The organism is Leptospirales bacterium (assembly GCA_019694655.1).
Lineage (GTDB): Bacteria > Spirochaetota > Leptospiria > Leptospirales > Leptonemataceae > SSF53.
Window position 1 is genome coordinate 23,307 of record JAIBBN010000017.1, and the last position, 24,358, is coordinate 47,664.

Sequence of the window (24,358 nt, forward strand, 5' to 3'; positions counted from 1 at the left end):
GCGTCGCGCCGGACGCTGGAAAAGGCCTGCGACAGAGGGTGATCAGCGGTAAACGAAGCCGTAGGCGTCGGTAACAACCGGCGTGAAGATCATCGTGATCGGCCCCAGAGGATACCACAAGATATTGGTATTCACGTTAGTGATTTCAACTCTTGACATTCCGCTTTGGCGAGCCTCTTCCAGAAAATTTTCGACCCCTGCCCCCGTCTTTCCGTCGCCAAAGAGTCGAATCACCCCGAAGAAAAGGTGAATAGCGTAGGTTGTGGTATTCTGAAACGCGGCAGGTCGACCGCGTTCGGCTGAGGTAATCCCTTGCATGCGAGTGCTGCTCACATTAGTGACGCATCCCAGGGCGACGCTGCTAAACAGGCCAAGGATGCCGCACCAGAATGCCAGACGCTTCATATTTGCTCCCTACCGGCGCAAACGCGCTCAGATGTAGTCGTGCTTTTCTTTTTTGATGACGATCTCGCCATCCTCATCAAGGCGTCGAGCCACATTCAATACATATTGCCGGGCCTCGTTGATTTCCTTGATGGATAGCGGCCCGCGGCGATCGATCTCTTCGACGATATCGGCGGCGCGATTCTGCGACATGGCGTTGAAAAACTGTCTGCGAATTTCGTCGCCGGCGCCGCGCAGAGCGGAGGCCAGCAGCAAGTCGTCGTTGACCCTGGCCACCAGCAAGCGCATCTCGCGGTTGTCCAGATTCAATATCTCTTCGAAAGTGTAGAGGCGATCCTTGACCTGTTCGTAAAGATCGGGCGCCTTTTTGTCCAGCACGTCCAGAATCTCGTCTTCCTGGCTGCGATCCATGTGATTGAGGATATTGGCCAGCGTTTCGGCGCCGCCGATCTCGCTGTAGATTTCCGACTGACGTTTCTCGAATTTCTCACGCAGCGCGCGCGCCACGCGTTGCACGGCTTCCGGATGGATCCTGGCCGCGCGCGCCAGTCGCAGCGCAATCTCGCTGCGGTACTCCTCCGGCATCTGACGCAGCACTGCCGCGGCAATGCGCGGCTTCAGGAAGGAAACCGCCACCGCCGCTACCTGCAGGTGCTCCTGAGCCAGGGCCCCGGCCAGGACGCCGGCCTCAATCCGTTCCAGGAATTCGAAGTCGCTGTAGAGGTCGCGCCGCGTGACGCGGCTCAGGATTTCTTCGGCCTTGTCCTGGCCCAGGCCGATCTCCAGGATGCGGCGCGCCTGATCGACCCCGCCGCGCACCGGCGCCTCGAAGTCGCGTGCGGTTTCATCAAACTCGGCCAGGATCTGGCGCTTTTCTTCGGCGCTGATATGATCGAGCGTCGCCATTTCCGTCATCACTCGCTCGATTTCTTCCGGCGAGAGTTCCTTCAAGATGCCGGCAGCCTGCTCTGCGCCAAGCGCCAGCATCAGCCGGGCGGCGCGCTGAACGCCGTTGAGCTGCGCGGGCGTGCTGACACTGCGATCATTGACCTGGGAGCGAAAGGCCTGCAACAGTCCGTGGTCGGTGAGGGTGATATCCAGGCTCTGGCCAATTTTTCCAGCGGTCAGCCCTGGCTTATTGGACGGCTTTGGCGCGGCGGAGGGCGATCTGCGCGACGGGGATTTGCCAAAGAGACCCATATCGTCTGGGATGCGACATAATTGTCCGCCTGGCAAGCGGAAATAGGCAGCCGATCGGCGAAACGGGGGGCCCGTACTGCCCGATCGTTTCAAATCGAGCAAAGCGGGCCCTCCAGATCATTTCGATCGCCAGGTCCTTGGCGCCAGGGGCGTCATGCTACTGCGCGTTACGGATGCGGTTCAGCAATGCCGTTACCTGGGGTGTACATTGCTTCTCAAGCTCCGCTCTCGTTTCGGGACGCTGGAGTAATTCGGCCAGAGGGAATTCGGTTTCCGTAGTCGTCGAACATTCCGTCCTAAAAGTTGCGCCAGACTCGCGATCATAGCCGCCAATCAGCAAGCGGATGACGGCAAAGTTTGAACCGGAAGCGGATTGAGCTGGTAGGTATTGTGCGAGAACCTCTACGGTAATCTGCTGCCTGTGCTTGAGACGATCGGCGGCTGCCGTGACTATCCCTTCAACCGACGACTGTCCTATCCAACCGGTCTCAAAGGGATTCCAGCCGGTGTAGACGGGAGCCACACGTTCACTGTAGCCTACGAAATTGACCGTGGCCTGCGGCGCCAGTGTTGACGCAATCTGCTCGCCCACTTTCTTACCATAATTCAAATAGGCGGCCGGAATTGGCTGCTTGCCGTCATCCCAGTGGCGGGCCTGTCCGCTGTAGACCATTGAGAAACCGCCGGCCGGATGAACAATGACATCAATGCCATCGGTTGCGGCGAGATTGCTCCGGATTTGAACGTAGTTCACGCAGCCGAGCAACAGCAGGCTAAGGCTTGCAAAAAGAAAATGCTTCATCGGCCGAGAGAAGGCGACCGCGTCCAAAGGTCAATCGCTATCAACAATATTGTAAGATTACTATGATAATATCGTTCTTAGCATTGATGGCAGCGCGCACTTCGCTCACTCCCCGCCAATCGTTACCGGGCCAAGCAGCAGGGCCGGCGCCGCCGTGGCCCCCAGGCGCCAGTCAAGTTCCGATGCCACGGCCTCAATGCTCAGCAGCATCTGCAGCAAATTGCCGGCGACGGTTATCTCCTGTACGGGATAGGCAAGTGCGCCGTTTTCAATCCAGAAACCTGCCGCTCCCTGACTGAGGTCGCCGGTTACGCTGTTGTAGCCCATGCCAAAAAGCTGCGTGAGATAGAGTCCGCTTTTCACCGAGCCAATCAGTTGCTCGACGCTGCTCTTGCCAGGCGCGATCATCAAGTTGGAGGGGGCCACTCCCGGCTGGCCGCGCAGTCCGCGCGCTGCATGCCCGCTGCTTTTCTGCTGCAGCCGCCGTGCGGAATAGGCGTCCGAGGGATTGGCGCAGAGTTTGCCGTTCTCAACGATGCTCAGCGGACGCGAAGTGACGCCTTCGCCATCAAAGCTGCGCGAGCCTGGCGCCCCCGCCAGCGTGGCGTCATCGATCAGGCTGAAACACTCGGCGGCAATGCGCTGGCCCATGCGCTGCGTAAGAAAGGAAGCCTGGCGATAGATGGCCGAGGCCGAGGCCGCCCCGAAGACCATTTGCGCAAAGCGACGCGCCACCAGCGGATCAAGCAGCAGCGGCGCCTGCTGGGTTTTGACCTTGCGCGCCCCAAATTTCTGCGCGGTGCGCTCTGCGGCGCGGCGTCCGATTTCTTCCGGCGCCTGGATTTCTTTCAAGAAACGATGCGTGTTGTACCAGAAGTCGCTTTGTTTTACGCCCTGATCTTCGCCCACCAGCGAAAGCGAAAGACTGACGCTGCTGCTTTGCTTCTCAGCGGCAAAGGACAGGGAGTTTGCCAGCGCCACGCGGGCGATGCTATCGCTCCAGCCCGCGCCCTCTGAATTCTGGATGCGCGGATCGCTGGACAGACCGGCGGCCTCAGCGCGCCGCGCGCGTTCAATTTTTTCGACGGCGCTCAGACTTGCCAGCGATGGATCATAGCTGTCCACGCTTGCGCTGCAGGGCCCAAGCAGATCGGCTTCGGGCAGGCCGTTGGCCGGATCGGCGTCGCCGACCGCCAGCATCTCCAGCAGTCGATCGATCAATCGTTCGATGGCATCTTCGCTAAAATCGCTGCTGGAGCTGGTCGCCACGCTGCCGTTGCGAAAGGCGCGCAGTCCCAGTCCGCGAGAAGTCGCCTCTTCCAGCGCTTCGACTTCGCCCAGGCGCACCGTAGCGCTGAAATCTTTTGACTCAACAACAATAGCTTCCGCCTGATCGACGCCGCGCCGCTGCATCCGCTGCACCAGGTCGCCGGCCAGACCAAGCAGATCGGTCGAAGTTTCAGTATGTGTTTGCATGGAATTCATTTCTCGCGGCCGACGGGCGGCGCTCAGCGCTCCTGGCCGCCGACAGTAATTTCACTGACGCGCACGGTGGGGATGCCCATGCCCACCGGCATGGACTGGCCGTTTTTGCCGCAGGTCCAGCCGCCGTCGGTAAACTTCAGATCGCGTCCAACCATGTCGATGCGCGTCATTACTTCCGGTCCGTTGCCGATCAGCGTCACGCCTTTCAGCGGCGCGGTCAATTTGCCATCTTCGATCAGGTAGCTTTCCTCGACGCTGAAGACAAAGTCGCCTTTGGTAATGTCGACCTGTCCGCCGCCAAAGCGACGGGCGTAAACGCCGCGTTTGACGCTGCGGATGATCTCTTCCGGATCGCTCTGGCCAGCAAGCATGTAGGTGTTGGTCATGCGCGGCATGGGCAGATGGGCGTAGGATTCGCGCCGACCGTTGCCGGTCGCTTTGGTTTTCAGGATGCGAGCGCTGATCGAGTCGTTCATGTAGCCGCGCAGCACGCCGCCCTCGATCAAGGTTGTCTGGCCAGGCGCATTGCCCTCGTCGTCGATGTTGATGCTGCCGCGCATATTGGCGAAGGTTCCGGCGTCCACGACGGTGCACAGCGATGAGGCGACGCTCTGTCCGATGCGATTGGAATAGTTGGAAAGTCCTTTGCGATTGAAGTCCGCTTCCAGGCCATGGCCGACGGCCTCGTGCAGCAACACGCCGCTGTCGGCCGGGCCCAGCACCACCGTCATCGGTCCGGCCGGCGCCGGGCGCGCCTCCAGCTGCAGGATGGCCAGGCGCGCCGCCTCGCCGGCAATGACTTCCGGACTGCGCTGCCGCTCGAAGTATTCAAAGCCGATGCGGCCGCCTCCCGAATCGCGACCGGTGCGCAGCTCGCTGCCGTCGGCGGCGATCGCGCTGGCGCGCAGCGTCATCATCGGCTGCACATCGCTCCACACCAGACCGTCGCTGTTGATGTAGCTGATGCGCCGCAGCTCATCGGCCAGGCCCAGCTGCACGCGTACGATGCGCGAATCAAAGGCCCGCGCCGCCCGGTCGGCGCGCTGCAGAAAGGCCACGCGCGTTTGCAGGTCGCTGTCCGACGGGTTTTGTTCCACCTGATAGCGGGCCGCAGTTGGCTGCGCCTGCAGCGGATGCGTTTGTACCTGCGCCCGGGAATCGCGGGCAATGGCCGAGGCGCTCTCTGCGCAGCGCTGCAGGCTTTCGGCAGTCAGGATGTCGGTGTAGGCCAGGCCCTGGCGATCGCCAATGACGACGCGCACGCCTGCGCCGCGGGAGACGCCGTGGCTGGCCGATTTAACGCGCTCTTCTTCGTAGCTGAGGCCGGTGGAGATGTTTTCTTCAAAATAGATGTCGGCAAAATCGCCGCCGCTGGACAAAGCCGCGGCAAGGGCGCGCAGACAGTCTTCCGGGGGCAGGGGCAGTTCAGGGATGGCAGCGGAACTCACCGCGTCAATAAAGCACAGGTCGTCGCTGGCGGCGAGAAGTACGCGCAGAGGAAGTCAGCGATTCGCGGCCTTAATCCCCGTCTGGCAGCAATCGAGTAATGGACACTGCTGGCAAAGCGGTCGACGCGCCCGGCACACCAGGGCGCAGAAATCCAGCATCGCCAGATTCAGCTGAAAGGGGTCCTTTGTGTGTACAAACTGATTGGCCAGCTCCAGCACGCGGCGATCGCGCCGGCTCTCGGCATGCAGCGGCAGGCCATGCAGACGCGCCATCAGTCGCGCCACATTAACGTCCACCGCCGCCTCGCGGGCGCCGAAGAGTCGACTGCGCAACATTGCGCTGCAGTAGGCGCCCACGCCGGGGATCGCTTCCAGATCGTCGCCGATGGCCGGCGCACGCCGGGCAAAGCTGTCGCGAAGATAGGCAAAGGTCTGGCGCAACTGCGTCTGGCGCCAGCGCAGGCCAAGCGGGCGCAAGATCTCATCCAGCTCTTCAGGCGCAGCGGCGGCCGCGGCGGCCGGATCACGATAGCGTTCGGTGAAACGCAGATACACCGCCTGCACCTGATCGGCGCGCGTGCGTCGCAGCATCATCTCAGCGCTGAGCAGATGGAACCAGCTGTGCGTCTGGCGCCAGGGATAGTTGCGGCCGTGTCTTGCAAACCAGGCGCGCAGGCGTCGGCGCAGCAGCGGAAAAGCGGCGGGACGCGGGGAGCGGGTTCTGTGAGCGGGGCGCATGGCGGATTACAAAGCTATCCCCGGCGATTGGATCGGACGGCGGGCGGCCGGGCGAATCTCGCTGTGTCGCCGCCTGCACCGCTGGAGCGCGATGGTCCGCAGGATTGGTTCTCGACCCGGGGCCGCAGAATCGTCGCCATTCCTCCGTCCTTTGCCATTAGACGAGCCTTGCCAGTCCGCAATCTAAGAATCCTGGACAGGGTCTCCGTTGCTAAAGTAAGCTCGCTTTCCAATGGCATGGTTGAGAAAATCGGCAAGCTGCCGATCTCGGTCCCCGTAAACGTTCTCAATTGTAAATCCGTCCGAAACCGCTGGCACTTTGCTGTCGCCAAGATAACCCGGTTTCATAGAGGGATACCTGGCCCGCATGATTCTATGAAGTGCAGCTTCCACCGCGACAAGTTTGTCGGAGGGCGCTTGCGCAAAGCAAAAGTGACTGCTACGCACAAGTTCACGCGCGATTTTCTTCCTTTCCGCTTCCAGGAAATCATTGCGTTCAAGCGCCATAGTTTCGCTCGAAACGTACTCTTGGGGTCCATCAAGGAATGCTACCGGATCACGTGGCAGGTATAGGAGTGCTCCGGGGTTAAGGTATGTTTTGAGGAGATGATCCTGAAACCGTCCTCCGAGGTCAACTGCCCGCCCAATGTACCACACCTTGTAACGGCTCTTTCTCACCGAATATCCGGAAAATGCATAAACACCACTGCCCAACCGCGGTAGCCGGTATTCCCCGCCATCCGCTGATTCAAGAAGACGCGCCTGGGCCTCCATGGGCCAGGACATCCAGTGAAGTGATATCGTTATTTGAGAAATCATGGTATTCTCCTGGAGATATTGCAAAAACTAAATAGGTAGTAACTGCTGGCCCTGTTCCAGTTCCGCCAGCCGAAGGATCTTATTCGAATTTGGCGCGCCTCTATTAGGCAGGGGAAGCGACTGCTGCCCCTGCTTCAGTTCCGCCAGTCGAAGGATTTTGGCTGGCGTCGATGTCCTTGTGAGCGGTACCAATCGACCTGGATCCGACGCAAGGGCGGACATCAATCGATCGCGCATGGTCGCGCTACATTCCGCAACCAGCAATCGGAACCGCTCAGGCAGCAGCTCAAAATCGATTGGATCAAATCGCTCCGGCGTCATATACTCGCGAATCCATCGCCAGAGTTCGTCGCAATGAAGGCAGACCACGTAGCCCGGCGCCAGAGGGAAACACAGAAGGCGGCGACCGCGCCGCATCTTCAGGCGTCTGCGGATGTTGAAAATTCTGTAACCAGTCTTTTGCATTACAAAGATAGCAATAAGGAAAAGCCTTTTGAAACCCAGCCCGTATTGTTCCGTCATGCGTCGAAGGTGAGGATGGCCGAAAACACCAAGAATGTCAAGCGATGTGGAAAAGCTGCAACTGTCAGCCGCTTCCAGTACTGAAAGGAGAATCAAATCGTTGAGATTGTGAACAAGTTTCTTTGCCACAAAGCCATATTTGCCCGTCACAGCTTTGTCCAATTTGGCCTGAAAACTACTTTGCTGTCGCGCGTACCACCGCGCAAGGGGTCCGCCCAAACGAGGAATAACTCCGGACGCGTCCTCTTGCCGGTGGTTGAGAAGAAGTTTACTCGGAATATGGAGTTGATATTTCAAGTTTACTGATTGTTCGACAATCACAAAGAGAGGCGCGACGACTGTGTAACGCACGAATTCAAGCGGATCGATTGCTGTGCACCATGAGGCGCCTTTGCTCCAAAGGTTCGCCGCCCTAAATGAAAGCGGCTGAACAATAAAGTACTCTTGTCGACAGCCGACAAAACGAGTTTCCATCGCCAATTGAAACGCTTTGAGAAGCTGCGTGGGCCGTGAATACTGGCTGAAATTTCTTGCTTTTGGCGGTAACCTACCGAGATGACGCGACCAGAGATAAGCGAGCAAATGTATTCGCCGCATTTCAAGAGCCGTTATCGTCCGGCGGGTGCGAAGATGCAAATACCAGCGAGCAATGGGCCCGATCCGTCGCCAGTGATTGTCCTTTCGCTGCGATTGGGGGTCCGCCGCGATAATTGACTCTGTCTCCAATTCATTTGTGATTTTCATTTGATTCCTCCGGTCGGAGGAATCGGGGAGACTTGAGGCAGAAGTCCGCTCTGGTGGCGCTTTTCTAGATTTTTTTCCTTTTCTGAGACGCTATCTCAGGTCGATTCTTTCACTATCTGCGTCCCGCGGCAGCGGTCCCAGCTACAGCCAATCGGAATTCTGGCTGGTCAGCCGGAGCGGACAAAGTACGAACCCAGGGCCGAATGATTCAGGAATGTAGAGGCCCTTCGCGGCGAACCGGTGGAAGATTGAGTTGCGAAGCGAAAGCCAGCTCGACTACTTTGAGCCGGGTTCCGCGAGCGAGCTTCCGCCGCGGCCCGGACCTGCTCCTGGCGTTTACGATCTTTAACTATTTTCGTTTTCAGAACTTCAAGGGTTGGCAGGAGCGCTTGCCTTTCGCATTGCTCGGGTTTTCCGAAATGGTTCGCAGCAAGCGAATGTTTTGCGATCTATGCTGGAATGATACGCGTATTACCGTTGAGCAGCGCGGCAATGACGAGACAAAACAAGTAATCGAGGCCGCGCTCGGGCTTTTTTGCGACCGAGCACAGAAGGCGTTCTATGTCCAGGAGTTGAGTTCGGATAGCAAGCGTTCAAGGTCAGGGTGGAGATTGAGTTCATCTCTGACAGCGGAAGGGAGCGCCAATCCCGAGCTAATGCGCTATATGAAGGATCTTTTCGAGGGCGAATTGGCTACGATTGCTTCAAGAACAGGCGCCATCAATAGAGTGCAAGTCGACCTGATCTCTGAAGAATTTGAAGCGAAGATTCATATCGGTCGCGGCGATTGAAACGGAGCCCGCCGATCTGGCGGCGCTGGACCGCTTCCAGGTCCGCCAGAGGTGAAACGCTAACGCCGACGCCCAGACTGGATTCGGTGCGCCCGGATCGCTAGCGGCGCCGCAACAAGATTGCAGCGACAGTCCGCCGTCTGCTGCAATCGGCTATCTGAAGCGATCCACAAGGGCGCGGTCCACGGAGAAAGCGCCGGCGCCCGAAATCAGCAACGCGGCGCACATGCCAATGATCAGAATATGGTATTCATAACCTTCGCCTGCCTGGCTGCCGAACCAGTTCATGAAGAAGCCATTTTTGGCCTGCATCAGCGCGGCGCCGATCATCACTATGGCCAGACCGGCAGCCGCCGGCCGCGTGCAGAAACCCAGGATCAGCGCCAGCGCACCGAAGGATTCGGCGACAATGACCAGCAGTCCAATGGGCGCCGGTATTCCCAGGGAAACAAAGAAGTCGATCGTCGGCCGGAAGCCAAATCCGCCAAACCATCCAAGGAGTTTTTGCAAACCGTGGGGCAGCATTACGCCGCCCAGAACAATCCGAACGATGGTCAGAAATACGGTCGATTCAGTAGTGAAAATTTTCTCAAGCATTCCTTTCTCCTGACATGCGAATTGTCGCACATCGGGTGAAAGCATAGCCTGCAGGGTATCGCCGGTAAATGGACAGAAGCGGGAATTTCCTGGACTTTTCGTTCGCCGGCCGCCCTTTGCAGCGGCGGTCTGAGGCAGCGACTTCAGTCTCCCGGCAGCGCTTTTCTGGCCGCGCGTCGCAAAGTCTCCGGACTCATGCCCAGGTTCTTCTTCACGAAGCGGCTGAAATAGGCGGCATCCTCGAAGCGTATTTCGCGCGCAATTTGCAGGATGCTCAGATCGGAGTGGATCAAAAGCCGTCGTATTTCAAGCAGTAGGCGCTGGCGGATCACGGCTCTGGCCGATAAGCCGGATTCGTTCTGGCAGATCCGATTCAGGCGCGGAACAGGCAGGTCCAGTCGTTGTGCGTAGAAAGCAACTGATCGCTCTATCGAAACATGTTCGTCGAGCAGTTGCAGCAGAAGATGATAGGCCCGTGTCGTCGAGGGCGGCTGCGGGGCGCCGATCCGGTACAGATCGGCAATTTCATGAAGCGCTACATGCGAGAGGGCATAGAGAAACCTGGCGCTCCGGCCATTCTGGAAGGCCCGCACCAATCGTTCAAGATCGACCTGCAGCTGATCGGCGCTTTGCGGCGCAGCGATTTTCGCCTGAGTCCTTCCATTGCCAAAAAACGGAAAATCGACGAGCGACAGCGTTGCGCCGGAAGTCGCCGCACAAAACTCGTGCGAGATTTTGAGCGCATAACCGCTGAACGCAGAATCCAGGCGCCAGCAATGAACTTGCCGCGGCTTGAGCAGGAAGATGCTGCCTGGCTCGATGGTAAATTCTTCAAAATCAATTGTATGTCTTCCGAAACCGGACTGAAAATAAAATACAGCGCAATAGGGGTGGCGGTGCGGACTCGAATACTCAGAAAAGCTGGGCGGCAAATCCTGGAGACGACCGGCAAAGAAAAACGGATCGACCCGTCCCGCTGCGATGGACGCAGAATCCAGTTCCGGAATTGCCAGAGTGGCCGTCTGATTGGCCGCTTCGCTTACTGCCATAGTTTTCCCTCCCGCCGCGATTCCAGATCGATGCCAGAGCCTGGTTCGATCCCTGTCCATCTTAAAGATCGGACCGGTCCAGCCTCATGGGAGAGAGCTGCCTGCCATACTTCGGACCTGCAAAGCCCAAAAAAAGGGATTGACCCGGCCGGAAAAATTAGTTTTGTTCAAAACTAAATGGGGGCAAGCTGATGAACAGTGGTCTGGCGCCGGAACTGGGAAGGGTATACCGCTATACGCGAAAATTCACCCGAGGGGATATTCTGGAATTTGCCCGCATAACAGGCGATGCGGGGAAGCATCACGTGAATCCTCATGGACCGGTGGTTGCCCAGGGACTGCTGGTTGCAAGCATCGTCACCAAATTGGGCGGCGATATGAACTACGTGGCCAGGACCATGGACTTTGAGATGCGAAAGCCGGTCCATGAAGGGGATGCTATTACAGGCGAGCTGCGAATCGTCGCCCTTGTCCGCACGGCAAAGCGGCTGAAGCTGACCATGGACTGCACCTGCTTCAATGCGCTTGGCGAAACCGTGATTGCCGGCCAGTCAAGGGGCTTGATCTGGCTTACAGACGAAAACGATTGAGGGATTGCAGTTAGCTTGGGCGATCACGGCGAGTTTCGATCAGCACACTGCGCCCTGCCTGGAGAGCAAGGCGCAGTCAGCCGGCGAGTTCCGCTGCAATCAATTCGGCCTGCTTGAGCACCGTCTCCGTCGCCAGAAGTTGCATGTCTGGCGGGTAGCCGTACTCGCGCAGCGCGCGCTTCACCATTACCTTCAGCCTGGATCGCACGCTTTCCTTGATCGTCCAGTCGATCGACACATTTTCCTTTACCCGCTTGTACAACTCCACGGCAAGCTCGCGGAGCTTGTCCTTCTCCATTAACTCACGGGCGCTCGCATTGTCCGCTACGGCACAGTAGAAGGCGTATTCGATTTGCGTGAGGCCCATGGCCGAAGGCTCTTCGTCCTTCTTCTTGATTTCCTTGCTGAGCTGAATCAGCTCCTCGATGACCTCGGCAGCGGTGATTACTTTGGCGTGGTAGCGCTTGAGGGAATTCTCCAGCATTTCCAGCAGTGTCTTGCTTTCGACGAGGTTTCTCCTCGCCCGTCCCCTTATCTCATCGCTGAGAAGCTTGCGGAGCACCTCAAGGGCGAGGTTCTTGTGCTCCATCCCGGCGACTTCTTGTAGAAACTCGTCCGACAGAATGGAGATCTCCGGCTTCTGAAGTCCCGCAGCGTCGAAGACATCGATGACCTTCTCACCGACGAGCGCCTGGTCGATGACCTGCCGAATGGCCGTCTCCATCTCGACGTTGCTCATGCCCGGCCCGGGGGCGTCGAACTTGACCAGCCTCGCCTTTACGGCCTGAAAGAAGGAGATCTCCTCCTTTGCATCCATCGCCTGATCGTGAGGGAGGGCAATGGCAAAGGCCTTCGAGAGCGCCGTGACTTCGTCGATGAATCGTTTCTTGCCGTCTTCCAGACCAAGGACATGATTCTCGGCGGCAAGGATCATCGCCAGTTTGCCGGGCGTGTCCGCATCGAAGTAGTTCTCGTAGGGAAACTCGTGGAACATCTGGCTGACCACTTCCAGCTTCTCCAGCATGAGGTTGACGGCTTCCTCCTGCGTGGCCGCCGGGTCGCCCTTACCGCCGCTCTCGGAGTAGAATGAGAGAGCGTCTTTCAGATCAGAGGCAATGCCGAGGTAGTCCACCACCAGACCGCCTTCCTTGTCCCGGTATACCCGGTTCACCCTGGCGATGGCCTGCATCAGGTTGTGACCCTTGATCGGCTTATCGATGTAGAGCGTGTGCATTGAGGGTGAATCGAAGCCGGTCAGCCACATATCCCGCACGATGGCCAGCTTCAGCTCGTCTTCGGGGTCTTTCATCCGGTCCGCCAGCACACGCCGCTGGTCCTTGGTCGTGTGGTGTTTGGCTATCTCGGGTCCATCGGATGAGGCGGCAGTCATGACCACCTTCACGACGCCCTTCTTGATGTCGTCGCTGTGCCACCGCGGCCGGAGCCTGGTGATCTCCCGGTAGAGGTCGGCTGCAATGCGCCTCGACATGGCCACGACCAGAGCCTTGCCATCCATGCCCATCAGGCGCTGCTCAAAATGCGCCACGATGTCCTGCGCCACGAGTTCGATGCGCTCTTCACTGCCGACCAGCGCTTCAAGCTTGGTCCATTTGGCCTTCGCCTTCTGCGAGGCGTCCATCTCTTCGGTCCCGATCTCTTTGTCGAGATCAGAGACGAGCTGTTTGCCCTCATCCGATAGCTTGATCTTCGCAAGGCGGCTCTCGTAGTAGATGCGGACCGTGGCGCCGTCTTCCACCGCCTGGGAAATATCATATATGTCCACATAGTTCCCGAAGACGGCCGGAGTGTTGATATCGGTGTTCTCTATCGGCGTGCCGGTAAAACCGAGGTAGGTGGCGTTTGGCAGCGCCTCCCGCATGTATTTGGCAAAGCCGTAGACGATCTTCTTTCCGATGACGTTCCCGCCGGCGTCTTTGTCGTCAATGGTGCGGGCCTGAAATCCGTACTGGGAGCGGTGGGCCTCGTCACAGATCAGGATGATGTTCTCTCTTGCTGACAGCTCATCGTAGACATTGCCCTCGTCTGGCTGGAACTTCTGGATGGTTGTGAAGACCACGCCGCCTGAAGCCACTTTGAGGAGTTCTTTGAGGTGACCCCGGTTGTCGGCCTGCACCGGCTCCTGGCGCAGGAGCTGCTTCGAAGCGGCGAACGTATCGAAGAGCTGGTCATCGAGGTCGTTGCGGTCGGTGATGACGAGGATGGTCGGGTTCTTCATCGCCTGCACGATCTTCCCGGCATAGAAGACCATCGTCAGCGACTTCCCGGAGCCCTGCGTATGCCACACCACGCCACCTTTGCGGTCCTTGTACTTTCTGGGATTGCCGCTCTGTATCCCGTGCAGCGCAAGGCTGTGCTGCTCAATGTCGTCGGTGTTGAGCAGCCTGCTTTCGACCTTCTTGAAACCGGCGGCCCTCAGAGTCGATTCGACCGCACGATTGACGGCATAGTACTGGTGGTAGGCGGCCAGCTTCTTCTCCGTACTCACCTGAACAAGCCCTGTCTCCCTGTACTCCCGCTTCGACTTCTCGAAGACCACGAAGTGCCGGATCAGGTCGAGCAGCGTCTCGGGGTTCAGCATCCCGACAATGAGGGTTTCCAACTGGGTGGAGAGCTGCGATGCCTCCTTCCGGCCGTCCTTGGATTTCCACACCATGAAGCGACTGAAGCCGGAGGAGATGGTCCCCGCCCGAGCCTCCAATCCATCGGAAATGACCGTGAAGCCATTGTACGTGAACAGCGTCGGAATCTGGGCCTTGTAGGTCTGGAGCTGCTGGAAGGCCGAGGTGATCGTGGCGTTCGCATCCACGGCGCTTTTCAGTTCGAACACAACCAGAGGTATCCCGTTCACGAAGAGAATGACATCGGGTCGCTTGTTGATGTTGTTCTCCACTACCGTGAACTGATTGATGACGTGGAAGGTGTTGTTCTTGGGGTTGTGGAAATCCACAAGCATTGCCAGTTCGCCCCGCTCCTGCCCCCGGTCCTGCCTCGTTACCGTAACGCCTTCGGTCAGCAGGCGATGGAACTTCTCGTTGCCCGCAATGAGGTCCGGGGAGGCAATCCGCTCCACCTGCTTCATTGCATCCCGGCAGGTGTCCGCATCGAGCTTGGGATTGATCCGCTGCACAGCTCGGGCAAGCACTTCGGTCAGCAGTACGTCAGAGAAGCTGGCCCGTTTGAAGGGCGCATCCGCCTCGGAATCGGGTGCAATGTCGGGGCCGTGGATGAATGCGTAGCCCTGCTTTGCAAGCAGGCCGATGACCCACTCTTCGATGGAGGCTTCGGTAAGAGAGGTCATGTTACTCGTCCTCACGCTCCAGCGGGGCCTCTTCCACATCAATGACCATGCTATGGTACACCGCATGGAACCAGTCCTGGAACATGGGAAAGCTGACCTCTTTCGGCCAGAGGGACTCCTCCGGTGTCCACTCCTCGACCATCCGCATGAAGAAGAACTCGTAGTTCTCTTGAATCCACCGGTCGAAGTGCTCGGGTGAGTCCAGTTCCTCGATCAAGAAGACCGTACCCGATTCATGTCGGGTCAGATCGACAGGCCCGTAGTTCTCGTTCTCCGCAAAGATGCGATTGGCCCAGTCATACAGCGCCTGCTTCGGGTACAGGATGAGAACGTCCCGATTGACGAGGCTCATACGGCGACTCGGACCTCGCCGGACATGAGTTTGGGGAGCAGGGTGTCACGAAGCTGAACCAGCGTCCGAATCTGTCGGACGCTGGAAGTCATCTTCTCCAAGATGGGCCGCACAGTTTCATTGAACTCTGCGAGCCTTTGGTAGTCCGGCTTGGGGACTTCGTAGCTTGCGAGCATTTCCCAACTGGTCCGGGGCATCCGAGTGCCGCCAGACCCGGCATCTGAGAAGTCCACTACCTCTTTGCTGAAAAACCAAAGAAGGCAGAACAGGGCGAAGTGCTCTGCTTTGGCTCGAATAACGAGAACGTCAGTAGAACAAACGCCCGCAATAGGTGCGACAACAACCTTGTGAAAGTAGGGACGAAGCTTCCCAAAAAGGATGTCCCCTTTCCGAAAAACGGACTTGTTGCTTCCGAGTCCCTCCGGCGTACCCCATTCATCCAAGTAGAGCCTCTTCCGAGGGATATGTTCAAGGCCCACATAGTGCTCGAAGGCATCGAGGTTTTCGGCTCTCACCCCATCCCGAATATTCTCTGCGAACTCGCCCAGGGGAACCACCGAGTCATCCGCCTCCTCCACAAACCACTGCCGAAAGAGCGTCTCGGCCATGGCTTCCAGGGTCTTGTTCTGCCGGTGCAGCAGGTCGATCTTGTCGTCGAGGCTGGAGAGAACTGAGGCGATGGCTTTTTGTTCGGGGAGGGGCGGGAGGAGGATGGGGATCTCAGACAGGTCTCGAATCGGAAGCTGTGGTTGGGCACTCCCCGAAGCAAAGTCGGCAAAAGCCCTCTTCAATGAAACGAACAGATAGTAGTTGAATTCAGGCGAAAGCTGGGCGGGTTCAGGGCGGAGTATGACCATTCCAGAGTTTATCCGCATTCGATCAAATGGAACGGCACCGTTGAAGAAAGCGACATTCCCGACAGTGCCTCTTGTCGTGAGAACGGTGTCTGTGCGCTCCAACCTTCCCTTCCGAAGTAGATTGTCTCTTGCAGCCGAAATGAATTGTGTTTCAGCGAAGTCGAAACCAGTGGACGTCACGTTCCTTGCACTCAAGAATAGACAGTGGCCCGAAGCGGTAAATTCATCCTGCTTCGGATAGTGCCTGCCTCTGTCTCCATCAATGATCTGGAGCGGTGCTGCACCAAGCTTGGTTTCCATCCACTCTTTCATCTTTCCGTAGGTTTCTCCAGGTTGGCCGTGGCGCTGACCCGGACTTCACCGGACATGAGCTTTGGAAGCAGCGTGTCACGCAGTCCTTCGAGGGTCTCGATCTGGTGCGTATTGGCATCAACCTTGGTGAACAGGGTTCTGAAGTACTCCAGCTTGGGCTCAAGCGCATCTGCGGGGACGGGAACGGGTTGTTCCTCGATCATGCCTTTCGTGATGAAGTTGATCACCGAGCCCCGGTGTCCGCCTGTGATCTCATCAAGGTAGTACTTCATGTACACATACAGAAAGTCGTACCACATGACCTCGTAAGGGATCAGCACATAGGTGCGTTGATAGACTTCGAACTTCCCAGAATAGCGTTTGATGTTGAAATCCCCATTGCCAGCCAAGAGGATGGCGCTGCCCTCGAAACTGTAGTCCGGGGCACGTAAGGTCGTCTGCGAGCATGTGAAGAATGGGTACGGGCCATCCTCGGTCGAGAAGTTCGCATTCTGCTTGCCTGTCCTCACGGAGAAGAAGTCTCCGAGCCTCTTTTGCTCCCATCCCTCATCCGCCTCCTCCACAAACCACTGGCGAAAGAGGGTCTCGGCCATGGATTCCAGGGTCTTGTTCTGGCGGTGCAGCAGGTCGATCTTGTCGTCGAGGCTGGAGAGGACGGAGGCGATGGATTTTTGTTCGGGGAGGGGTGGGAGGAGGACTTCCTCCCTGTGGACATCATTGCGATTCACGCCGGGAACGGCGCTCTTGTCATTGAACTTCTCCCATTCTACCTGCTTCAAGAAGTAGTATATGAACACCTCGTCATTTCCGTTGAACTCGATCACATACAGAGTAGTATTCAACGGCCAGTAAGGCCCACGGGACAGAAAGACATCGCCTATGGTACCATATCGTCCAGTGATGACACCGGGACCTGGCAGGATTGGCTCATCGTGGTAGCCAGATATGCCGGATGAAGAAAAAATGGGAATGTTGCCGGGCTTCCGATCCTTAGCAGGCAGGTCGTGGCCCCGCTTCAGCGTTACCACCTCCCCCAGCGGCATCTCTCGCCAATCCTTCACCGAGGTGCCACCTTCCCTAGATTCTCCAGAATCGCCCGATTGAGCTTTGCCTCTTCCGCCAACTGCCCTTCAAACGCCGCCTTCAGGCCCGGCAAACCGCTCCGCCAAATCAAAGTCGTCCTCCTCCTCTGGCAGCCCAACATACCTCCCCGGCGTCAGCACAAAGTCCAGCGCTTGGACTCGGTCGAGCTTCGCTACACAGCAGAACCCTGGCTCGTCTTTGTACTTCTTCGATGATGCCCGCCAATTGTGATACGCCTCGGCGATCTTCTGGATATCCTCTTCGGCGAACTGTTTCGTGCGCCGCTTGATGAGACGACCGAGATTGCGGGCATCGATGAACATGTCGGCCTCAGCAGCAGGGCTCATCGTCTCTCACCCTCCAGAACCTGCAGCAAGGACTCTACCTGCGCTTTCAGCTCCGGAAGGTCGCGCGTCACAGCCTCCCAGACGATCTCCGCATCGATCTGAAAGTAGCCGTGGACAAGCACATTCCGCATTCCAATGATCCGGGGCCATTCGATTTCAGGCGCCCGCGAGCGCACTTCTATGGGCAGGGCACGTGCGGCTTCGCCGATGATTTGCAGGTGGCGCACAAACCACGATTGTAGAAGCTCGTCGCGCTCGAAATCGGCTTTTCCGCGCACAAGATGACGCTCAATCGCAGCAATCGCCTCCAGAATATCGCGCAGGCGCTCGGCCGGGTCCCTCACAGCGGCACGGCCTCCCGCTGGACGCGCTCCCGGAACCTGGGCTTCAGTCCGCGCTCGGTCACGACGTCTACGGATCGGCCGAGGAGTGCCTCCAATTCGTACTGGATTCCGCCGAGATCAAAGAGGCTGCGTCCGGGCTCCATCTCCACGAGGAAATCGATGTCGCTTTGCTCATCGGCGTCCGCGCGGGCCTGGGAACCGAATACTCGGACCCGGTGCGCCCCGTATCTGGCACAAATCTCCAGAATCTGGTGTCTGTGCACTCGGATTGTTTCTCGTAGTGTCATGTTCAAGGGCAGCTTCCCGGGCCGCCCGCCTACAACACAGATTCCCCATTTTGCCTTGAAAGGCTATCCTAAAACAAGGACCGATCGAGCGCAGCCAGGCCAGTGCCTGGGAGTGTTCAGCGCGATCCGCCGACCTGGACCTTCGCCAGATTCTGCAGAATCGCCTGATTCAGCTGAGCCTCCTCCTCCATTTGGCCTTCCAGCTCCGTCTTCAGCCCGGCAAACCGCTCGGCAAAATCAAAGTCGTCATCCTCTTCCGGCAGCCCCACATACCGCCCCGGTGTCAGCACATAGTCCAACTCCTGCACGCGCTCTAGCTTGGCCACGCAACAGAAGCCCGGCTCGTCAACTATGGTCCATCCTGACATTCAAAAAGCGCCGATCATATCCTGTCCGTCCATCCATCGCCCAGCAGCTTTTCCACCACAGCGAGAAGCGCGGGCAGGTGATCCTGTGCGACGCCCCAAACAGTTGCATCGTCGATGGCGTCATAGCCGTGAATGATACGATTTCGAAAAGCCACGATGCGAGTGACTTCGGGAATCTGATCGGCCACGTCCGGCGCATGCTTTGCCAATCGCGCAAGCGCTTCGCCGATGATTTCAAACTCCCGTTCGGTGGCGCGACGCAGCAGCCGATCGCTCTGGTAGTCAGCGAAGTTGCGTTGGGCCTGCCAGGTGCGGATGCTCCGTCCGGCCTCTACCACGTCGAACAGGAGCTTCCTCGAGTGGTTATCCATACACCAGGACGCGCGTATCCTCAACTTCGCGGCGCAAGTAGGGGTTGCGCATGGCCTGATCTGTCAACAGGTCCACCCGCCTGCCGAAGAGGCGCTCCAAATCATCAGCGAGTCCCAAATAGCGATCCGCGTATTCACCGGTGGGACTGCGGTCCGACATTTCCACCAGGAAATCCAGGTCGCTGCTGGCGGTAAGCTCCTCCCGCACTGCTGATCCAAAGACGTACAGACGATTGACGCCGTAGCGTCGGCACAGCCCCGCCAGGGCTTCACGATTCTGTTCGATTGGACTTACCACCTCACCCACGGGACCGCCGGATTGCCCGGTCAGCAAGAGAAAAACGCGCGGGTAACGGAGCCAAATGCGCGCACCCGGTGCCCCCCCGTACTTGGCGCAAATCTCCAAGATTGCGGGCTTGTTGCAATCGGACTGTTTCTTCTCCCGTCATGGTCGATTACGGGCGGCGTGCTCCGGCTCCAAACTACAATACAGCAATCCCTATTTTACTTTAGAGGGCTATCCTAAAACAAGGGCCGCGCGGCGGACGGGTCGCGGCGTGCAAAAGGCTTCAACCTTCCTTCCCGACCCGCACCTTTCCCAGATTCTCCAGAATCGCCTGATTAAGCACAGCCTCTTCCTTGAGCTGCCCTTCAAACTCCGCCTTCAGGCTGGCAAAACGCTCCGCAAAATCGAAATCGTCGTCCTCCTCGGGCAGCCCCACATAACGCCCTGGCGTCAGCACATAGTCCAACTCCTGCACTCGCTCCAGCTTCGCTACGCAGCAGAACCCCGGCTCGTCTTTGTATTTCTTGGACGAGTTCCGCCAGTTGTGATACGCCTCGGCGATTTTCTGGATGTCTTCATCCGCAAACTGCTTGGTGCGCCGGTTGATGAGATGGCCCAGATTGCGGGCATCGATGAACAGAATCTCCTCCGACCTCTTGGACTTAGAATCGTTGGCCTTCCCACGGTCGAGGAACCACAGACAGGCCGGTATCTGCGTGTTGAGAAAGAGTTTGGCCGGGAGGTTGACGATGCAATCCACCAGCCGGGCTTCTACCAGCGCCTTGCGAATGTCGCCCTCGCCCGACGTCTTGGAGGTCAATGAGCCTTTCGCCAGCACGAATCCGGCGACCCCGGTCGGGGCCAGATGGAACAGGAAGTGCTGGATCCATGCGTAATTGGCATTGCCCTCCGGAGGCACACCGTGCTTCCAGCGGCCATCCTTGCGGAGCTGGGCGCCTGACCAGTCCGAATCGTTGAACGGAGGATTGGCAATGACATAGTCAGCCTTCAGGTCCTTGTGGGCATCGTTCAAGAAAGAGCCCTCGTTGTTCCACCTCACCTGCGAGCTATCGATACCCCGAATCGCCAGGTTCATTTTGGCCAGTCGCCACGTGGTATGATTGCTCTCCTGTCCGTAGATGGAGATGTCGTTCACCTTGCCCTGATGGCTCTCGACGAACTTCTCCGACTGGACGAACATCCCGCCCGAGCCGCAACATGGATCGAAGACACGGCCCTTGTGCGGTTCGAGCATGGCCGTCAGAAGTTCGACTACTGACCTCGGGGTATAGAACTGTCCGCCCTTCTTGCCCTCTGCCAGAGCAAACTCGCCAAGAAAGTATTCGAAGACATGCCCGAGTATGTCCGCGCTGCGGGCTCTGGCATCGCGCATGGCGATCTTGCCGATCTCGTCGATCAGTCCGCCAAGGTTGGCAGGATCGAGATTGCCACGAGCGTAAACTTTAGGTAACACATCTTTTAGAGAAGGATTGTCCTTCTCAATCAAGTCCATGGCCGCATCGACCGTGGTCCCGATGTTCGGTTTCTTTGCTTCGGCTACAAGAAACGACCAGCGAGCTTTCTCCGGGACGAAGAATACGTTCTCGGCTTTGTATTCATCTTTGTCCTCCGGATCGGCGCCGGAGTAATTGCCTTTGCCGGACTTCAGGCGATCGTGCAGATCTTCGAATGCGTCCGAAATATAGCGCAAAAAGATCAGACCGAGGACCACATGTTTGTACTCTGCCGCGTCAATGTTCTTGCGCAGCTTATCGGCTGTCTTCCAGAGCTGCTTTTCGATGGGTTCCGCGGTAACGACGGAGTCTTTCTTCTTACTTCTGGCCATAACCTTAACTTTTCAAGATCCGCACAATCCCGGCCGGCCGAATGTGGCTTGAACAATACGCCAGAAAGTCCAATAGCAAAATCGAGCTCTACCCATTTTCGCCGTCCCTTCGAACTTACGTTGGTTGTGCCTGGCAGTCGGTTCGGGCTTCGGGCATTCGTCGACTCCGGTTGCGGGCGGATGTTTTATGCTTGTTCGCTCAGAAAATCAACGAAGTTGTCCATTTGATTTTCGTTGAACTGTCTACGTGTTTCCTTGTAATCCATGGATGGAAACAAGAACGTAAGCGCTTTTTCCGGCCACCTTGTGCTGGATTGAAGCGTGTGCTAAGCTGCCCGGTTTGGAGGCAGCATGCAAACGAAATCAAGACCAAGGACCGAATGGCTTCAGATCCTCGCAAATTGGCGTCAATGCGGCCGGACTCGCAGGGTGTTCTGCGAGGCGCGGGCCATCAAGCCGTGGACATTTTCGCCAGCTGTACTTTTCCGGTCCCTAAAAATCCATGTTCCCTGGCGTTGAAAATCTGCGCGTGTTCGTCCGCCCTGGAAGAACGGATATGCGCAAGTCCATCAATGAAGCAGAAGACGGCGACGGCGAAGAGCAGCCTTCCGAAAAATCCGTGGTGTCTTCCTTTCTGCGTCGGAAGCGCGGCCGGCGGCCAATACCGGAGAGTATTCCGCGCGAGGAAATCATTCTCGACTTGCCGGATTCCGAAAAAACCTGCGCCTGTGGACAGACCTTGAGTTACATCGGCGACGATGTATCCGAAGAGCTGGAACTCATTCCGCAGAAAATCATGGTCCATCGCTACATCCAGCGAAAATACGCCTGCAAGAGCTGTGAAGGGCTGGGCGATGAAAGTCGGCCTGCGGTGCGCACGGCCTTGCGTCATCGCCTTTTGCCTGGCACGATCGCCGGCGAGGGCCTTCTGGCTTATATACTTACCTCAAAATTCTGTGATGCGCTGCCCTTCTATCGCCAGGAAAAGATGTTCGATCGCATCGGCATCGACCTGACGCGCGGCACAATGTGCAGCTGGGCGATCAGAGTTGCTGAGGAGCTTGCGATTGTAAGCGAAATTCTATGGGATGAAATTCGCTCTGGTTCCAGCCTGGGCGCAGATGAAACGACTCTGCAGGTAATTTGCGAAGCGGGTCGTAAAGCAGACCAGAAATCATATATGTGGGTGTTGCGCGGCGGCCGGGCTGATCGTCCTGTGATACTGTTCGAATACAGATCTTCGCGCCGCCTGCTGGGCGCATGTACGCCGGCGCTTTGCCATCCGGAACAATGGGCAGGGCAATTGCCTACGCCTGGAAACTATGGCCGCGACTCACCGTTTACGTTGAGCATGGCGAACTGGAGATCGACAACAATCTGACCGAAAACGCAATCCGCCCTTTTGTCGTCGGTCGCAAGAACTGGCTGTTTTCCTGCGTTCCTGCAGGCGCGAGGGCCAGCGCACTCCTCTACTCAATCATTGAGACGGCTAAAGCAAACGGTCACGAACCATTTTCCTACCTGAGGCATCTGTTCTTGCACTTTCCAGACAATCGAAACAACATCGAGGCTGTCCGGGATCTGATGCCCTGCAGGCTCTCGCCGGCTGCCGTGCACGCGGCGTTCAAGTCGCGGTGAAAAAGCGCTTACGCTTGAGCTGAGTTGCATGCAAACCGTTCTGGCGAAGCCAGCGCCTGCGCTTCATGTCAGCCGAAGCGAAAGATGCGCGCCGTTCAACGATATTCCCTGCCATCGAAGCGCCAGGTCGTGGTGCGATCTACCGGCTGTGAAGGCGCGGATAGGTCCTCAATGTCCGTCCCTCGCGTTACGGTAACAATGTCCGGGTAGTAGGGCGCTTGGGTTACGGAGATTTCTGTAACATTCTCGGCGCAGTTGTTCCTTTCGGGCTCACATGCTCCCTCATTGCTGAAGGAGGTATTCATTTCAAATACTACAGAATACCCGGCTGAAGTTGGTCCCACGAAACGCACGTTCGCAGACGAGAAGCCCATATGAACGTCGCCGGTGGCGAGTACAAACACATTGATTTCTTGGCTGAGTCGCTTCAGGGTCGCATCCGGAGGCTGCCCGTAGCTTCCCATCGGTCCGAGCTGCGCATAGGATGCGAGTTGCCACACGGAGTTATTCCTTTTGAGGTCCGCGACGGAGATTATGGGTGCGCACGGGCGGCAGTCAAAAAAGCCTTCGCTGGGAGTCGTGCTCAAGAGGAGAACCAGCTGGTTGGGTCTTGACGTGTCGCTCAGGATAACTCTTGAGGCGACTGTCTCTGCTGCGGCGTCGGAGGATTGCTCTTCAAACATCGGATCCGAGATCCAGATCGAAATCCGCTGCGCCGCCGAGTAATTTCCAAAAAGGCGAACCATAACGTCGCCTTCAGTAATTGTCGGTTTGTCTATCGCGAAGGCTGCGGGGACCTTCCAGACGTTCGATTGTTGACCGCACAGCGGAAGGAGCGCAGCGGCAAGCAGGACAATCCATGTTTGAATGGGACGCAAATATCTCATGGCGTAACAGGTTGGATTGGCACTCGGCGCGGCAAGGGCAGGCAGCGTCAAATTCCGCAGCTGTTCGCTGCGCCGGCAAGGCGTAATTTGGCGTTACAGGATGCGTTCTCCGGCGCGGTAGAGGCGGTAGAAGTAGAAGACAAATAAGAGCGAAAAGATAAGGTCCCCAATGACCACCACGAAAATCACAGGCCCGGCGAGGCCAACGAGATAGAGTTGCAGTAACTTTGCGGCAAAGGCAACCTTCCCGATGCCGCCGACGATGACAATACCGCTGTGCTTGAGCGGATCCTTTGCGACGATGAGGTAACCAAAAAAGTAAATAAGCGTAGTTCCCCATGCTCCCCGGTAGATGGCCAGTATAAGGGGATCTGTGAGCTCTTTGCCAAAAAAATGGGCGAAGGTGTACGCCGTATTGAAATAACCGAAGCCAGCCCCGATCATATTCCACACAGCAGCAAGAACGAACAGCGCTCTGAATAGTCTGATCTCCAGGTCTTTCATCGATCTCCCCGCGGGCAGGCCCGAAATTCCGACCCTGGATTCGTAAGCGTTTGCTACGCCGCGCTTTGCGTCACACTGCGCATAGCCGAACAGCTGCCAACCGTTTCGCCAGAGGCGAAATACGGCGAGGCGCGGTTCGATGCGCGGCCTGCTCCGAAAGGAGGAACCAAGGTGATCGAGCCCGAGCCCTGCAAAGGCGCGAGACTCAGCGCGTCTGCCTTCGAGTTTTCGGAGGCGGGCAAAGAATCAGGCGAAACGCATTTTTGTTCATACGCACCCAGGGAGGGTGAAGTTCTTGGCTGTGACTTCTGACGGCGACGCGGTGAAAACCGGGGACTGCGGCGACGATATCCGGGCAAACAATGAT

At 57.6% G+C, this 24,358-nt stretch carries 26 protein-coding genes and 1 pseudogene; 5 read left to right on the forward strand and 22 right to left on the reverse strand.

Translation table 11 applies throughout. From position 1 onward, the window contains the following. Positions 1–42: 42 nt before the first annotated feature. The 6 genes from K1X75_16215 to K1X75_16240 form a co-directional block, all read right to left on the reverse strand. Positions 43–405 carry a hypothetical protein gene (locus tag K1X75_16215; protein ID MBX7059610.1) on the reverse strand — a complete coding sequence of 121 codons (363 nt, stop codon included), beginning with the start codon at positions 403–405 and terminating at the stop codon, positions 43–45. A gap of 27 nt (positions 406–432) precedes the next feature. After that, positions 433–1,605, reverse strand: coding sequence for a flagellar motor switch protein FliG (fliG, locus tag K1X75_16220; GenBank protein ID MBX7059611.1), 1,173 nt, complete (start codon positions 1,603–1,605; stop codon positions 433–435). A gap of 157 nt (positions 1,606–1,762) precedes the next feature. After that, positions 1,763–2,407, reverse strand: a complete 645-nt coding sequence (locus K1X75_16225) for a hypothetical protein (protein MBX7059612.1) — start codon at positions 2,405–2,407, stop codon at positions 1,763–1,765. Between the two features lie 105 nt (positions 2,408–2,512). Continuing rightward, positions 2,513–3,883 (reverse strand): TldD/PmbA family protein, encoded by a 1,371-nt coding sequence (locus K1X75_16230; GenBank protein MBX7059613.1) that lies wholly within the window; start codon positions 3,881–3,883, stop codon positions 2,513–2,515. 32 nt (positions 3,884–3,915) lie between these two features. After that, the gene (locus tag K1X75_16235) at positions 3,916–5,340 is read right to left on the reverse strand and encodes a hypothetical protein (GenBank protein ID MBX7059614.1); all 1,425 of its coding nucleotides are present in this window, start codon (positions 5,338–5,340) and stop codon (positions 3,916–3,918) included. Positions 5,341–5,394: 54 nt separating this feature from the next. Then, entirely contained in the window at positions 5,395–6,078 is a 684-nt protein-coding gene (locus tag K1X75_16240; GenBank protein ID MBX7059615.1) for a hypothetical protein, read from the reverse strand. Here K1X75_16240 and K1X75_16245 point away from each other — a divergent pair. Further along, on the forward strand, positions 6,064–6,651 hold the full coding sequence (locus K1X75_16245) for a hypothetical protein (GenBank protein MBX7059616.1): 588 nt from the start codon (positions 6,064–6,066) through the stop codon (positions 6,649–6,651). The genes K1X75_16240 and K1X75_16245 overlap by 15 nt on opposite strands. Positions 6,652–6,924: 273 nt before the next feature. Here the strand turns inward: K1X75_16245 and K1X75_16250 are convergent, their stop codons facing one another. Then, on the reverse strand, positions 6,925–8,163 hold the full coding sequence (locus K1X75_16250; protein ID MBX7059617.1) for a hypothetical protein: 1,239 nt from the start codon (positions 8,161–8,163) through the stop codon (positions 6,925–6,927). 281 nt (positions 8,164–8,444) lie between these two features. Between K1X75_16250 and K1X75_16255 the strand changes: the two genes are divergently transcribed. Further along, on the forward strand, positions 8,445–8,954 hold the full coding sequence (locus K1X75_16255; GenBank protein ID MBX7059618.1) for a hypothetical protein: 510 nt from the start codon (positions 8,445–8,447) through the stop codon (positions 8,952–8,954). A gap of 153 nt (positions 8,955–9,107) precedes the next feature. Here K1X75_16255 and K1X75_16260 read toward each other — a convergent pair whose 3' ends face one another. Together K1X75_16260 and K1X75_16265 are read right to left on the reverse strand one after the other, a co-directional pair. Then, entirely contained in the window at positions 9,108–9,551 is a 444-nt protein-coding gene (locus K1X75_16260) for a DoxX family protein (protein MBX7059619.1), read from the reverse strand. Between the two features lie 143 nt (positions 9,552–9,694). After that, the gene (locus tag K1X75_16265; protein ID MBX7059620.1) at positions 9,695–10,600 is read right to left on the reverse strand and encodes an AraC family transcriptional regulator; all 906 of its coding nucleotides are present in this window, start codon (positions 10,598–10,600) and stop codon (positions 9,695–9,697) included. A 191-nt stretch (positions 10,601–10,791) separates the two neighbouring features. Here K1X75_16265 and K1X75_16270 point away from each other — a divergent pair, with 191 nt between their 5' ends. Beyond that, positions 10,792–11,190, forward strand: a complete 399-nt coding sequence (locus tag K1X75_16270) for a hypothetical protein (GenBank protein ID MBX7059621.1) — start codon at positions 10,792–10,794, stop codon at positions 11,188–11,190. A gap of 76 nt (positions 11,191–11,266) precedes the next feature. Here the strand turns inward: K1X75_16270 and K1X75_16275 are convergent, their stop codons facing one another. From K1X75_16275 to K1X75_16325, 11 genes and pseudogenes are all read right to left on the reverse strand, one after another. Further along, positions 11,267–14,548: a type I restriction endonuclease subunit R gene (locus tag K1X75_16275; GenBank protein ID MBX7059622.1), complete on the reverse strand. Its 3,282-nt coding sequence runs from the start codon at positions 14,546–14,548 to the stop codon at positions 11,267–11,269. After that, on the reverse strand, positions 14,511–14,861 hold the full coding sequence (locus tag K1X75_16280) for a hypothetical protein (protein ID MBX7059623.1): 351 nt from the start codon (positions 14,859–14,861) through the stop codon (positions 14,511–14,513). The genes K1X75_16275 and K1X75_16280 overlap by 38 nt, the downstream gene beginning before the upstream one ends. After that, a complete protein-coding gene (locus K1X75_16285; protein ID MBX7059624.1) occupies positions 14,858–16,030 on the reverse strand; it encodes a restriction endonuclease subunit S in 1,173 nt (390 codons plus the stop codon). The genes K1X75_16280 and K1X75_16285 overlap by 4 nt, the downstream gene beginning before the upstream one ends. Beyond that, the gene (locus tag K1X75_16290) at positions 16,027–17,091 is read right to left on the reverse strand and encodes a restriction endonuclease subunit S (protein ID MBX7059625.1); all 1,065 of its coding nucleotides are present in this window, start codon (positions 17,089–17,091) and stop codon (positions 16,027–16,029) included. Before K1X75_16290 ends, K1X75_16285 begins: the two co-directional genes overlap by 4 nt. Continuing rightward, positions 17,088–17,460 (reverse strand): annotated as a pseudogene (locus K1X75_16295) (SAM-dependent methyltransferase). Before K1X75_16295 ends, K1X75_16290 begins: the two are co-directional and overlap by 4 nt. Then, complete coding sequence (locus K1X75_16300; GenBank protein MBX7059626.1) at positions 17,457–17,804, reverse strand: DUF86 domain-containing protein; 348 nt, start codon at positions 17,802–17,804, stop codon at positions 17,457–17,459. The pseudogene K1X75_16295 and the gene K1X75_16300 overlap by 4 nt, the downstream one beginning before the upstream one ends. Next, a complete protein-coding gene (locus K1X75_16305; protein MBX7059627.1) occupies positions 17,801–18,067 on the reverse strand; it encodes a nucleotidyltransferase family protein in 267 nt (88 codons plus the stop codon). The genes K1X75_16300 and K1X75_16305 overlap by 4 nt, the downstream gene beginning before the upstream one ends. Before the next feature lie 140 nt (positions 18,068–18,207). Beyond that, positions 18,208–18,459: a hypothetical protein gene (locus K1X75_16310; protein ID MBX7059628.1), complete on the reverse strand. Its 252-nt coding sequence runs from the start codon at positions 18,457–18,459 to the stop codon at positions 18,208–18,210. Between the two features lie 14 nt (positions 18,460–18,473). Beyond that, entirely contained in the window at positions 18,474–18,830 is a 357-nt protein-coding gene (locus tag K1X75_16315) for a DUF86 domain-containing protein (protein MBX7059629.1), read from the reverse strand. Then, a complete protein-coding gene (locus K1X75_16320) occupies positions 18,823–19,137 on the reverse strand; it encodes a nucleotidyltransferase domain-containing protein (GenBank protein ID MBX7059630.1) in 315 nt (104 codons plus the stop codon). The genes K1X75_16315 and K1X75_16320 overlap by 8 nt, the downstream gene beginning before the upstream one ends. 262 nt (positions 19,138–19,399) lie before the next feature. Next, positions 19,400–20,962 (reverse strand): type I restriction-modification system subunit M, encoded by a 1,563-nt coding sequence (locus K1X75_16325; protein ID MBX7059631.1) that lies wholly within the window; start codon positions 20,960–20,962, stop codon positions 19,400–19,402. A gap of 556 nt (positions 20,963–21,518) precedes the next feature. Here K1X75_16325 and K1X75_16330 point away from each other — a divergent pair. Together K1X75_16330 and K1X75_16335 are read left to right on the forward strand one after the other, a co-directional pair. After that, positions 21,519–22,343, forward strand: a complete 825-nt coding sequence (locus K1X75_16330) for a transposase (GenBank protein ID MBX7059632.1) — start codon at positions 21,519–21,521, stop codon at positions 22,341–22,343. Further along, a complete protein-coding gene (locus tag K1X75_16335; GenBank protein ID MBX7059633.1) occupies positions 22,253–22,600 on the forward strand; it encodes a transposase in 348 nt (115 codons plus the stop codon). The genes K1X75_16330 and K1X75_16335 overlap by 91 nt, the downstream gene beginning before the upstream one ends. Before the next feature lie 95 nt (positions 22,601–22,695). On the opposite strand, the gene K1X75_16340 is transcribed toward K1X75_16335, so the two are convergent. Next, positions 22,696–23,487, reverse strand: a complete 792-nt coding sequence (locus tag K1X75_16340; protein MBX7059634.1) for a hypothetical protein — start codon at positions 23,485–23,487, stop codon at positions 22,696–22,698. A 93-nt stretch (positions 23,488–23,580) separates the two neighbouring features. Beyond that, the gene (locus K1X75_16345) at positions 23,581–23,991 is read right to left on the reverse strand and encodes a hypothetical protein (protein ID MBX7059635.1); all 411 of its coding nucleotides are present in this window, start codon (positions 23,989–23,991) and stop codon (positions 23,581–23,583) included. Positions 23,992–24,358 lie beyond the last annotated feature (367 nt).

Coding starts and splice junctions, on each gene's coding strand:
- K1X75_16240 (MBX7059615.1), bottom strand. CDS start 6,078: ATGCGCCCCGCTCACAGAACCCGCTCCCCGCGTCCCGCCGCTTTTCCG.
- K1X75_16335 (MBX7059633.1), top strand. CDS start 22,253: ATGGGCAGGGCAATTGCCTACGCCTGGAAACTATGGCCGCGACTCACC.
- K1X75_16345 (MBX7059635.1), bottom strand. CDS start 23,991: ATGAAAGACCTGGAGATCAGACTATTCAGAGCGCTGTTCGTTCTTGCT.
- K1X75_16330 (MBX7059632.1), top strand. CDS start 21,519: ATGCGCAAGTCCATCAATGAAGCAGAAGACGGCGACGGCGAAGAGCAG.
- K1X75_16315 (MBX7059629.1), bottom strand. CDS start 18,830: ATGGATAACCACTCGAGGAAGCTCCTGTTCGACGTGGTAGAGGCCGGA.
- K1X75_16310 (MBX7059628.1), bottom strand. CDS start 18,459: ATGTCAGGATGGACCATAGTTGACGAGCCGGGCTTCTGTTGCGTGGCC.
- K1X75_16250 (MBX7059617.1), bottom strand. CDS start 8,163: ATGAAAATCACAAATGAATTGGAGACAGAGTCAATTATCGCGGCGGAC.
- fliG (MBX7059611.1), bottom strand. CDS start 1,605: ATGGGTCTCTTTGGCAAATCCCCGTCGCGCAGATCGCCCTCCGCCGCG.
- K1X75_16340 (MBX7059634.1), bottom strand. CDS start 23,487: ATGAGATATTTGCGTCCCATTCAAACATGGATTGTCCTGCTTGCCGCT.
- K1X75_16270 (MBX7059621.1), top strand. CDS start 10,792: ATGAACAGTGGTCTGGCGCCGGAACTGGGAAGGGTATACCGCTATACG.
- K1X75_16260 (MBX7059619.1), bottom strand. CDS start 9,551: ATGCTTGAGAAAATTTTCACTACTGAATCGACCGTATTTCTGACCATC.
- K1X75_16225 (MBX7059612.1), bottom strand. CDS start 2,407: ATGAAGCATTTTCTTTTTGCAAGCCTTAGCCTGCTGTTGCTCGGCTGC.
- K1X75_16285 (MBX7059624.1), bottom strand. CDS start 16,030: ATGAAAGAGTGGATGGAAACCAAGCTTGGTGCAGCACCGCTCCAGATC.
- K1X75_16275 (MBX7059622.1), bottom strand. CDS start 14,548: ATGTGGAAGAGGCCCCGCTGGAGCGTGAGGACGAGTAACATGACCTCT.
- K1X75_16325 (MBX7059631.1), bottom strand. CDS start 20,962: ATGGCCAGAAGTAAGAAGAAAGACTCCGTCGTTACCGCGGAACCCATC.
- K1X75_16230 (MBX7059613.1), bottom strand. CDS start 3,883: ATGCAAACACATACTGAAACTTCGACCGATCTGCTTGGTCTGGCCGGC.
- K1X75_16265 (MBX7059620.1), bottom strand. CDS start 10,600: ATGGCAGTAAGCGAAGCGGCCAATCAGACGGCCACTCTGGCAATTCCG.
- K1X75_16215 (MBX7059610.1), bottom strand. CDS start 405: ATGAAGCGTCTGGCATTCTGGTGCGGCATCCTTGGCCTGTTTAGCAGC.
- K1X75_16280 (MBX7059623.1), bottom strand. CDS start 14,861: ATGAGCCTCGTCAATCGGGACGTTCTCATCCTGTACCCGAAGCAGGCG.